A 10,596-nucleotide genomic window follows, 5' to 3' on the forward strand; every position below is an offset into this window, starting at 1 on the left:
GGTCGGAACCCCGCCCTCTTTGTTTTCAGCCCAGTGCCAGGTTGCGCAGCACCAGGCCCGTGGCCGGTTTCGGGCCGAAGGACGTGGACTTGCGGGGCATGGTCACGCCCTGCTGGGCCAGTTCGCGTACGACCTCTTCGCGTACCGGGTGCATCAGGACGGCCGTGCCGCCGTGCCGTTCGGCCTGTTCGACGGCGGCCGCCGCCTCGTGGATGTAGCCGATGTGGTCGGGGTCGTCCGGGACCTGCCAGACGTGTTCGAGCAGGGCCGAGTGCAGGACGGTCGCGTCGAGCGAGCGCCATGCCTGCGGCCGGTCGTCGGGGATCGTACGGGCCAGGAGGCCGGGGTCCGGGCGGTCTATGAGATGGAAGCCGCCGTCGCCCGCGAGCAGGAAGGCGGTGCCGCCGGCGCGTGACGCGTCCGCGAGGGCTTCGAGGGCTTCGGGCAGCGAGCCTTCGACGGCCCGGGCCCGGAAGGTGTCCGACACGGCGTTGAGGGCCTCCTTGATCGGGAGGCGGTGCAGGAGGCGGTGGATGGACCGTACGAGCAGGGGATAGCGGGCGGTGTCCACGAGGAGGACCAGGCCGTAGTCCCAGGGGCCGGGCGCGGCCTGCTCGGCGTGCACCCGCAGATACGTGGCCCAGCGGTGGTGGCCGTCGGCGATGAGGGCCTGTCTCTGGGAGAGGTCCTCATCGATGGCGGCCAGGTCGTCCGGGCCGGTGAGGGACCACAGGCGGTGGGCGAAGCCGTCCTCGGTGGTGGTGGCGAGCAGCGGTTCGGTGCGGATCGTGCGCTCGATGACGGCGGTGGCGCCGGTTGTGGAACCGTTTCCGCGGTAGGCGAAGAGGAGCGGTTCGAGGTTGGCGTAGGTGTCGCGCATGAGCGCCGCGCGGTCCTCGACGATGTGCGGCATCACATCCTCGTGCGGGAGGACGACGCCCGCTTCGCGGGGGGTGAGGCGCAGGGCCCCGATGAGGCCGCGCTGGAGGGTACGGCCGTCGTGCTGCTCGTACACGTAGAGCGCGGGTTCGGGGTCGGGGGCGAGGACGCCCTCTTCCTGCCAGCGGCGCAGGGTCTCACCGGCCTGGCGGTGGCGGTCGGCGGCGGTGGCGGCCTGCGGGAGGATCAAGCGGACGATGTTGTGCGGATCGGCGGTCTCCAGGTGGCGCAGTCCGTCCGGTCGTACGACGACGTCGTACGGGGGCGAGGTCACGGCGGCCAGGCTGCCGACCCGCTCCGGCACATAGCGCAGCCCTCTGAAGGGGGCCAGTTGGAGACCCTGTCCGGCGTGCCCTGGAGTGCTCATTGGGAAATGTTATGCCGCATACCGGGATGAGCGATGATCGGGGGAGAGAGACACGGAAGCACGAGGAGCGCACGCCATGAACCAGACCGTCCGGACCAGCCCCGACGGCAGCGAGGAGCGGCTGAGCGCCGCGTACGACACCGCGCTGCTCGACCTCGACGGGGTGGTGTACGCGGGGGGCGAGGCGATCGAGCACGCAGTGGAGTCCCTGGGGGCGGCCCGGGACGGCGGGATGCGTCTGGCGTACGTCACCAACAACGCGGCGCGTACGCCGCAGACGGTCGCATCGCATCTGACGCGGCTGGGGGTCGCGACGGAGGCGGCGGATGTGATCACCTCGGCGCAGGCTGTGGCGCGGCTGATCGCCGATCAGGTCCCGGCGGGGTCACGGGTGTTGGTGATCGGCGCGGAGGGGCTGGAGGTCGCGCTGCGGGAGCGCGGGCTGGAGCCGGTGTTCTCGGCCGACGACGATCCGGCGGCGGTGGCGCAGGGGTACGGCGGGCCGGGGATGACGTGGGAGCGGTTGCAGGAGGCGTCGTACGCGGTGGCGCGGGGCGTGCCGTGGTTCGCCTCCAACACCGATCTGACGATTCCGAGCGCGCGGGGGATCTCGCCGGGGAACGGGGCGGCGGTGGAGGTCGTGCGGATCGCCACGGGGGCGGAGCCGCGGGTGGCGGGGAAGCCGTTGCCTCCTATGCACCGGGAGACGGTGCTGCGGACGGGGGCTGCGCGGCCGTTGGTGGTGGGGGACCGGCTGGATACGGATATCGAGGGGGCTTATGTGGGGGGTGTGGATTCGTTGTTGGTTTTGACGGGGGTTACTTCGGCGGGGGAGTTGCTGGGGGCCGCGCCTCGGCATCGGCCTACGTATGTGGCTTTGGATTTGCGGGGATTGCTGGAGCCGCAGCCAATTGTTTCGGCGGAGGGGGATGGTTTTGTTTGTGGGGGGTGGGCTGCCTCTGTGAGGGGCGGGAAGTTTGTGCTTGAGGGGGATGGGGCTTCTGTTGATGGGCTGCGGGCGTTGTGCGGGGCCGCCTGGTCTGTAGCCGGGGACCAGGTTTGTGAGGTGGACTCGGGGGGCGTGTTGGGGCGGTGGGGGTGGGGGCGGTAGCCCGGGGGGATTTTTTCCCCACCCCGCCCCTTCCCGTAACCGGGGCTCCGCCCCGGGCCCCGGTCCTCAAGCGCCGGACGGGCTGGAGGGGGTCGGACGGGGTGGGTGGGGTGAACCCGGGGAGAGTGGGCCGGGCTTTGTGCTCAAGCGCCGGACGGGCTGGATTTGGCTGGGCGGGCGGGCATCTACTCGATCTCTGCGATCAGGTCGTCTTCCGTTACGCCCCGGCGCCAGTAGCCCGTGAACTTGACCGCTTTGCGGTCGAATTGGCGGTCGCCGACCAGGTGGCGGCGGAGGGCGCGGACGTTGGCGGATTCGCCGGCTATCCAGGCGTAGGGGGTGCCGGTGGGCAGGTCCGCGGTGCGTACGGCGTCCAGGACGGGGTTGGCCTGCGGGGTTTCGCGGACCAGCCAGGTGATGTCGGCGGCGGCCTTGGTGGGGAGGAACTGGGCGTCCTCCGCGGTCGGGATCTCGATCCAGACCTTGGCGGGGGCGTCGGGCGGGAGCTGGGCCAGGATGCCGGCGATGGCCGGGAGCGCCGTCTCGTCGCCGGTCAGCAGGGTCCAGTCGGTGCCGGGCGGCGGGCGGAAGTCGATGCCGCCGTTGTCCTCCTCGACCGGGCCGAGCAGGGTGACGCGGTCGCCGGGGCGGGCGGCGCGGGCCCAGGAGGACGCCGGTCCGTCCGTGGCGCCTGCCGGGGCGTGGTCGCCGCCGTGCAGGGCGAAGTCGACGTCCACCTCGGCGGGGTCGCGCCGCTGGTCGCGCACCGTGTACGTACGCATGACCGCCCGTACGGCCGGGTCCATCTCGCGCCACGCGCCGAACCAGCCCTCGCCGCGGTCGTCGGGGAGGACGGGCGTGTCCTGGCCGGGGCGCGGGAGGAAGAGTTTGAAGCGCTGGTCCCGGCCGCCGCCGGCGAAGGCGGACAGGTCGTCGCCGGTGAAGGTGACGCGGACCATGGCGGGGCTGAGCCGTTCGGCGCGCAGGACGCGCACGTCGAAGAAGCGGAAGGGCATGGCGGGCATGTGGGGGTGCTCCTCTCGGGTACCGGGCTGGGCTGCGTGGGGCCGGGACCGGTCAGGTGACCTTCTTGGCCTTCTCGACGGCGGCGGCGAGGTCTTCGAGGATCGGGGCGCAGCCGGCGTAGGAGTACCGCGGTTCGCTGAGCCAGGGGACGACCTGCCCGGCCTTGACGGCGGGGAGCTTGGCCCAAGTCGGCTTGGCGGCGAGGTCCTTGGGCTGGAGGGTGGCGGTGCGGTTGTCGAGGAGGATGAGGTCGGCCGGGTACTTGTCGGCGTTCTCCCAGCTGAGGTTCTCGAAGAAGCCGCCGCTGACCTTGCCGGGGACGATGACGTCGACGCCGAGTTCCTTGAAGAAGCTGAGGTCGGTGTAGACGGTCGGGTCGGAGACGTACAGCAGGTTGGCGCTGCCGGAGGCGGCGAGGACCTTGAGGCCCTTCTTCGCCTTCGCGGCCTTGCGGAGCCGCTCGGCGGCCTTCTCGAAGCGCGCCTTGGCGTCGGTGACCTTCTTGTCCTTCAAGTCCGCGCCGAGCGATTCGGCGAGCGCCGCGTAGCGCCGGATGGGTTCCAGGAGCGGGGTGTGGGAGGTGGTGATGCCGACGCTGGGGGCCAGGGCGAGGATCTTCTTCTTGCTCTCCTCGGGGACGGCCCACAGGTCGTGGTCCTGGATCATGTTGGTGACCAGCAGGTCGGGGGAGAGCGCCGCGTACTTCTCGACGCTGAACTCGCCGAAGGCGTTGCCGAGGATGGTGACCTTGGTGATGTCGATGTCGCCGGCCTGCGGGTCGGGCTTGCCGTCCTTGAGCTTGGTGGGGCCGAAGACGCCGACGCAGTCGATGCCGAAGTCGTGCAGGGCCGCGGCGGAGCCGGTGAACGCGACGATGTTCTTCGGCGTGTGGTCGGCCTTGACGCTCTCTCCGCGGTCGTCCTTGAACGTCCAGGGGCCGCTGTCCTTTGTGGAGGAGCCCGACGATGAGCTGCCGCCCCCGCAGGCGGTGAGCAGGGCGCCGATGGACACGGCGCCGCCCGCGGCGAGGAGGCCGCGGCGGGACAGGGTGAGGGTGCGGGGGTTGCTCATGGGGGATGTGCTTCTCTCCTGGAGGGCAGTTGCCAGGTTAGGCTAACCTAACTGGGTGTTGGTCGACAGTCCCCCCGAATCCCGCGCCGCCCCGGAGGCCGCCGAGCCCCGAAGGCGCAACGCCACCCGCGCGGCCGGGCTGCTCGCCGCGGCGGGCGTGCTGCTGCTGGTCGTGGTGGCGAGCATCGCCGTCGGCGCCAAGCAGATCCCGGTCGACCAGGTCTGGCACGGCCTGTTCCACTACTCCGGCACCGACGCGGACGTCGTCATCCGGGACGTACGGCTGCCGCGCACGCTGCTCGGTGTGCTGGCGGGCGCGGCGCTGGGCCTCGCGGGCGCGGTCATGCAGGCGCTCACCCGCAATCCGCTCGCCGAGCCCGGCATCCTCGGCGTCAACGCGGGCGCCGCGGCGGCCGTCGTCTCCGCCATCAGCTTCCTCGGCGTCACCTCGCTGACCGGGTACGTCTGGTTCGCCTTCCTCGGCTCCGGGGCCGTCTCGGTCGCCGTGTACATCCTGGGAGGCAGCCGCAGCGCGACGCCCGTGCGGCTCGCGCTCGCGGGCACCGCCGTGACCGCGGCGCTCTTCGGGTATGTCAACTCCGTACAGCTCATGGACAACGCGGCCCTCGACAAGCTGCGCTTCTGGACGGTCGGCTCGCTGGCCGCCGCCAACGGCGACATCGTGGCGCGCGTCGCGCCGTTCATCCTGGCCGGCGTGGTGCTCGCGCTCGCGCTCGCCCGGCCGCTGAACGCCGTGGCGCTCGGCGACGACACCGCGCGGGCGCTCGGCGCCAACCTGACCCGCACCCGCGTCCTCGCGATGCTCGCGGTCACCCTGCTGTGCGGCGCCGCGACGGCCGCCTGCGGGCCCATCGTGTTCGTCGGGCTGATGGTGCCGCACGTCGTACGGGCGATCACCGGCCCCGACATGCGGTGGACCCTGCCGTACGCGGCGCTGCTCGCGCCCGTCCTGCTGCTCGGCACGGACATCGTCGGGCGGGTCGTCGCCCGGCCCTCCGAGCTCCAGGTCGGCATCGTGACGGCGGTGATCGGCGGGCCCGTCTTCATCTATCTCGTACGCCGACGGAAGATGGCGCACCTGTGAACAGCGCACCCACGCACCGCGCGGACGCGGAAGAGGACCGGGCCCCGGCGGCGGAGGGCGCCGCGCGCGAGCCGGCCGCGAAGAGCTGTATGAAGAGCCGCCGCATGAGGGCCGTACGCACCCCCGGCGGCCTCTCCTTCCGCTTCGCCCCCCGGGCGGCGCTCGTCTCGCTGCTGCTCGTGGCCGTCGCGCTCGCCGCCTCCGTCGTCCTGATCGGCATCGGCGACTTCCCGATGTCCACCGCCGACGTGCTGCGGACGCTGACCGGCGGCGGCACCAAGGCGCAGGAGTTCATCGTCCAGGACCTGCGGCTGCCCAGGGTCCTGGTGGCCCTGCTCGTCGGCGCGGCGTTCGGGATGGCCGGCGCGGTCTTCCAGTCCGTCGCCCGCAACCCGCTGGGCAGCCCGGACGTGATCGGATTCGGCCAGGGTTCGACGGTCGGCGCGCTCGCCGTCATCGTCCTCTTCCACGGCAGCACCGTCGCGGTCTCCGCCGGTTCCGTCGTCGGCGGGCTCGTCACCGGGGTCGCCATCTACGCGCTGGCCTGGAAGAAGGGCGTGCACGGCTACCGCCTCGTCCTCGTCGGCATCGGCGCCGCAGCCATGCTCACCGGCCTCATCGGCTATCTCCTCATCGAGGCCAACCCCTCCGACGCCTCCCGGTCGGTCGCCTGGATGGTCGGCTCCCTCAGCGGCCGCGACTGGGACCAGGTCCGGCCCCTGCTCGCCGTCTGCGCGGTGCTCTTCCCGGTCGTGCTCGGCCACGGCCGGAGCCTGAAGATGCTGGAGATGGGCGACGACGCGGCGTACGCGCTCGGGGTGCGGGTGGAGCGGACGCGGCTCGTGCTCATGCTCTCCGCCGTGCTGCTGACCGCCTCCGCCACGGCCGCCGCCGGGCCCGTCGCCTTCGTCGCCCTGGCCTCGCCCCAGCTCGCCCGGCGGCTGACCCGCGCGCCGGGCCCCAACCTGGTGGCCGCCGCCTGCATGGGCGCGGCGCTGCTCGTCACCGCCGACTGGGCCACGCAGCGGATCTTCGGCGCCGACCGGCTGCCGGTCGGCGCGCTGACCGGGATGCTGGGCGGCTGCTATCTGCTGTGGCTGCTGTTCACCGAGCGCAGGGCGGGGCGGATATGAGACGTGCGGATGAGCGTTCGTCGGATGTCGGCGGTGTCGGCGGTATCGGCGGTATCGGCGATGTGAGTGATGTGAGTGATGTGAGCGGGACGGGTACGAGCGAGGCGCGTACGGGCGGTACGGACGTACCCGCGGCAGGCGCACGCGCCCCGGAAACCACCAGCAACAGGAGAGATACCGTGAGCCGTCTTGCGGCCGAGTCCGTCACCCTCGCCTACGACCAGCGCGTCATCGCGGAGAACCTCTCCGTCGCGATACCCGACAACTCCTTCACCGTCATCGTCGGGCCCAACGCCTGCGGCAAGTCCACGCTGCTGCGCGCCCTCTCCCGGATGCTCAAGCCCGCCGCCGGCTCCGTGCTCCTCGACGGGCAGGCCATCGGCTCGTACCCGGCCAAGAAGGTCGCCCGTACGCTCGGGCTGCTGCCGCAGTCCTCGGTGGCGCCGGACGGCATCACGGTCGGCGACCTCGTCGCGCGCGGCCGGTACCCGCACCAGGGCGTGCTGCGGCAGTGGTCGGCACAGGACGAGCGGGTCGTCGACGAGTCCATGGCGGCGACGGGCGTCGGCGCGCTCGCCGACCGCTACGTGGACGAACTCTCCGGCGGTCAGCGGCAGCGCGTCTGGATCGCCATGGCGCTCGCCCAGCAGACCCCGCTGCTCCTCCTCGACGAGCCGACCACCTTCCTCGACATCCAGCACCAGATCGAGGTGCTCGACCTGTGCGCGCAGCTCCACGAGGAGCAGGGGCGCACGCTGGTGGCCGTGCTGCACGACCTCAACCACGCCGCCCGCTACGCGACGCACCTGATCGCCATGCGCGACGGGCGGATCGTCGCCGAGGGGGAGCCCGCCGAGGTCGTCACGGCACAGCTGGTGGAGGAGGTCTTCGGGCTGCGCTGCCAGGTCATCGACGACCCCGAGACCGCCACCCCGCTCGTGGTGCCCGCCGCCCGCGACGCGCGCACGGCCGGGGAACGGGTGGCCAAGGCCCGTACGGCTCAGGAGGACCGTACGGACCGGGGCCGGGCCGTCACAGCAGGGAGCGCAGCCGCAGCACGTCCCTGAGCCCCGCCTGGAGCTTGACGCGGCCGCTGCCCCACGCCTTCGCGAAGTTCAGCTCGCCGCCCACGAGGGCGACCAGGTCGTCGCCGGTCATCGCCAGCCTGATGTCGGCGCGGCCGGGCGGCGGGCCGGGCACGGCCGTGACGTCCTCGATCCGGCCGGCCGCGAGCCGGCCCACGAAGGTGGTGTCGAGGTCGGTGAGGTGGCAGCTGAGCGAGCGGTTGAGCGCGGCGGCGGTGCGCAGGTCGCCGTCCGCCCCCGCGAGGTTCTCCGCCAGCCGGTCGAGTGCGCCCCGGCACTCATCGATGGTCGCCATAGGTGAGGGACGGTACCCCAGGGGTCGCCCGCGCCGGGGCCCGCGGACCGGAATACGAGCTGTTCCGGGGTAGCGTCGGAACCATGACCGATCCGATGACCGGCGGCGAGCCGGAGACGGAGAGCGACCCGGAGCCGGCCGGCGATTCCCTCGCGGACGCCGGGCCGCGGCCGCTCGGCGTGCGCCGCACCCCCACCGGCAACGCCGACGTGGACGCCCAGCTGGAGCGGCTGGCCGACGCCGACCACCTCGCGGCGAGCGGCCACCTGGAGGTGTACGAGGATGTACACCGGGGCCTGCGCTCCGCGCTGACCGCGCTCGACCAGCGCCCCGGGCCTCCCGCGCCCTCCGGTCCGTACGACAACAGGAGCTGAACCACACGTGGCAGTGGCACGTGGCAAGAACAGCCACCACAGCGGCGGGCGCGGCCGGCTCGCGCGGCTCGACGCCGAGCTGGTGCGCCGCAAGCTCGCCCGCTCGCGCGAGCACGCGAGCCAGCTGATCGCGGCCGGCCGGGTGACGGTGGGCGGCGCCACCGCGACCAAGCCGGCCACCCAGGTGGAGACCGGCGCGGCCCTGGTCGTCGCCAAGGACGACGACGACCCCGAGTACGTCTCGCGCGGCGGGCACAAGCTCGCGGGCGCGCTGGCCGCGTTCGGGCCGTTGGGCCTCACCGCCGAGGGCCGCCGGGCGCTGGACGCCGGGGCGTCGACGGGCGGCTTCACCGACGTGCTGCTCCGCGCCGGGGCGGCGCGCGTCGTCGCCGTGGACGTCGGATACGGGCAGCTCGCCTGGTCGCTCCAGAGCGATGAGCGGGTCACCGTAAAGGACCGTACGAACGTACGCGAGCTGACGCTGGAGCACATCGACGGCGAGCCGGTCGACGTGGTCGTCGGCGATCTGTCCTTCATCCCGCTGGGGCTGGTGCTGCCCGCGCTCGTGCGGTGCGCGGCGCCCGGCGCGGACCTCGTGCTCATGGTCAAGCCGCAGTTCGAGGTGGGCAAGGAGCGGCTCGGCAGCGGCGGCGTCGTGCGCAGCGCGAAGCTCCGCGCCGAGGCGGTACGGGCGGTGGGCGAGCGGGCCGCGGCGCTCGGCCTCGGCGTTCTGGGCGTGACCGCGAGCCCGCTGCCAGGACCGTCCGGGAATGTCGAGTACTTTCTGTGGCTGCGTGCCGGGGCGCCCGAACTGGACCCGGCCGACGTTGACCGTGCCGTGGCGGAGGGGCCTCGTTGACCACATCACAAGCAGCTTCAGCAGCTTCAGCAGCGTCTGCAACAGCCGATGAGCGGCGCACCGTGTTCCTGCTCGCCCACACCGGCCGCCCCGCGGCCATCCGCAGCGCCGAACTCGTCGTCCAGGGGCTGCTGCGCTGCGGCATCGGGGTCCGGGTCCTCGCCGGCGAGGCCGCCGACCTGCCGCTGCCGCCCGAGGTGGAACTGGTCGAGGCCGGGCCGCAGGCGCCGGACGTGCTGGCCGGATGCGAACTGCTGGTCGTCCTGGGGGGCGACGGCACGCTGCTGCGCGGCGCGGAGTTCGCCCGCGTCTCCGGAGTGCCGATGCTCGGCGTCAACCTCGGCCGGGTCGGGTTCCTCGCCGAGGCCGAGCGGGACGACCTCGACAAGGTCGTGGACCGCGTCGCGACACGGGCGTACGAGGTGGAGGAGCGGATGACGCTCGACATCCTCGTACGCAACGACGGGCACATCGTTCACACCGACTGGGCCTGGAACGAGGCGTCCGTCGAGAAGGCGGCGCGCGAGCGGCTGCTGGAGGTCGTCACGGAGGTCGACGGGCGGCCCGTCTCCCGCTTCGGCGGCGACGGGGTGGTCTGCGCGACGCCGACCGGGTCCACCGCGTACGCGTTCTCGGCGGGCGGGCCGGTGGTGTGGCCGGAGGTGGAGGCGCTGCTCATGGTGCCGATCAGCGCGCACGCGCTGTTCGCCAAGCCGCTGGTGACCGCGCCGGACTCGGTGCTCGCCGTGGAGGTGCAGCCGCAGACGCCGCACGGGGTGCTGTGGTGCGACGGGCGGCGCACGGTCGAACTGCCCGCGGGGGCGCGGGTGGAGGTGCGGCGGGGCGCGGTGCCGGTGCGGCTGGCGCGGCTGCACCATGCGTCCTTCACGGACCGGTTGGTGGCGAAGTTCGCCCTGCCGGTCGCCGGGTGGCGGGGCGCCCCGCACTAGCGTTTCGCCGGGACTCGCGCCCTCGTGAGGCCGGTGCTTCGTCCGCGGGTGCGTTGTGGCTGGTCGCGCAGTTCCCCGCGCCCCTTTGGGGGCTGGGTTGCGCTGGTTTTTCGCGAGTCCGTCGGGGCTGTGGGGTTCGGTGCGCCGTTGCCGTCCGCGGGTTCGTCGTAGCTGGTCGCGCAGTTCCCCGCGCCCCAGACGGGGCGCTGGGTTGCGCTGGGCATTCATGCGGTCGGGGTGGCGCGCCCCGCGGTGGCGCGCCACGTTTTAAAACCGCCCTG

At 72.8% G+C, this 10,596-nt stretch carries 11 protein-coding genes; 7 read left to right on the top strand and 4 right to left on the bottom strand.

The window, feature by feature from the left end:
- Nucleotides 1-25: 25 nt before the first annotated feature.
- Nucleotides 26-1,306 (bottom strand): DUF1015 family protein, encoded by a 1,281-nt coding sequence (locus tag ACFU99_RS18835; RefSeq protein WP_384393127.1) that lies wholly within the window; start codon nt 1,304-1,306, stop codon nt 26-28.
- 76 nt (nt 1,307-1,382) lie between these two features.
- On the opposite strand from ACFU99_RS18835, the gene ACFU99_RS18840 reads away from it, so the two are divergent.
- The gene (locus ACFU99_RS18840) at nt 1,383-2,417 is read left to right on the top strand and encodes an HAD hydrolase-like protein (protein WP_384393130.1); all 1,035 of its coding nucleotides are present in this window, start codon (nt 1,383-1,385) and stop codon (nt 2,415-2,417) included.
- 185 nt (nt 2,418-2,602) lie between these two features.
- Here ACFU99_RS18840 and ACFU99_RS18845 read toward each other — a convergent pair whose 3' ends face one another.
- On the bottom strand, nt 2,603-3,442 hold the full coding sequence (locus ACFU99_RS18845; RefSeq protein WP_384393132.1) for a siderophore-interacting protein: 840 nt from the start codon (nt 3,440-3,442) through the stop codon (nt 2,603-2,605).
- 52 nt (nt 3,443-3,494) lie between these two features.
- On the bottom strand, nt 3,495-4,514 hold the full coding sequence (locus ACFU99_RS18850) for an ABC transporter substrate-binding protein (protein WP_384393135.1): 1,020 nt from the start codon (nt 4,512-4,514) through the stop codon (nt 3,495-3,497).
- A 55-nt stretch (nt 4,515-4,569) separates the two neighbouring features.
- On the opposite strand from ACFU99_RS18850, the gene ACFU99_RS18855 reads away from it, so the two are divergent.
- The 3 genes from ACFU99_RS18855 to ACFU99_RS18865 all read left to right on the top strand — a co-directional run bounded on the left by ACFU99_RS18855 (nt 4,570) and on the right by ACFU99_RS18865 (nt 7,819).
- The gene (locus ACFU99_RS18855) at nt 4,570-5,619 is read left to right on the top strand and encodes a FecCD family ABC transporter permease (RefSeq protein ID WP_384393138.1); all 1,050 of its coding nucleotides are present in this window, start codon (nt 4,570-4,572) and stop codon (nt 5,617-5,619) included.
- An 89-nt stretch (nt 5,620-5,708) separates the two neighbouring features.
- Nucleotides 5,709-6,752 carry a FecCD family ABC transporter permease gene (locus ACFU99_RS18860; protein WP_384393153.1) on the top strand — a complete coding sequence of 348 codons (1,044 nt, stop codon included), beginning with the start codon at nt 5,709-5,711 and terminating at the stop codon, nt 6,750-6,752.
- The gene (locus ACFU99_RS18865) at nt 6,749-7,819 is read left to right on the top strand and encodes an ABC transporter ATP-binding protein (protein ID WP_384393141.1); all 1,071 of its coding nucleotides are present in this window, start codon (nt 6,749-6,751) and stop codon (nt 7,817-7,819) included. The genes ACFU99_RS18860 and ACFU99_RS18865 overlap by 4 nt, the downstream gene beginning before the upstream one ends.
- Here ACFU99_RS18865 and ACFU99_RS18870 read toward each other — a convergent pair.
- Entirely contained in the window at nt 7,785-8,132 is a 348-nt protein-coding gene (locus ACFU99_RS18870; protein ID WP_384393144.1) for an SCP2 sterol-binding domain-containing protein, read from the bottom strand. The genes ACFU99_RS18865 and ACFU99_RS18870 overlap by 35 nt on opposite strands.
- Before the next feature lie 83 nt (nt 8,133-8,215).
- Between ACFU99_RS18870 and ACFU99_RS18875 the strand changes: the two genes are divergently transcribed.
- Genes ACFU99_RS18875 through ACFU99_RS18885 form a run of 3 tightly spaced genes read left to right on the top strand, consistent with a single transcriptional unit; the run spans nt 8,216 to nt 10,315 of the window.
- Nucleotides 8,216-8,506 (top strand): hypothetical protein, encoded by a 291-nt coding sequence (locus tag ACFU99_RS18875; protein WP_384393147.1) that lies wholly within the window; start codon nt 8,216-8,218, stop codon nt 8,504-8,506.
- A gap of 13 nt (nt 8,507-8,519) precedes the next feature.
- On the top strand, nt 8,520-9,365 hold the full coding sequence (locus tag ACFU99_RS18880) for a TlyA family RNA methyltransferase (protein ID WP_384393156.1): 846 nt from the start codon (nt 8,520-8,522) through the stop codon (nt 9,363-9,365).
- On the top strand, nt 9,362-10,315 hold the full coding sequence (locus tag ACFU99_RS18885; RefSeq protein ID WP_384393150.1) for an NAD kinase: 954 nt from the start codon (nt 9,362-9,364) through the stop codon (nt 10,313-10,315). The genes ACFU99_RS18880 and ACFU99_RS18885 overlap by 4 nt, the downstream gene beginning before the upstream one ends.
- Nucleotides 10,316-10,596: the final 281 nt, after the last annotated feature.

The sequence above is a fragment of the Streptomyces sp. NPDC057654 genome (genome assembly GCF_042800135.1).
Classification (GTDB): Bacteria; Actinomycetota; Actinomycetes; order Streptomycetales; family Streptomycetaceae; genus Streptomyces.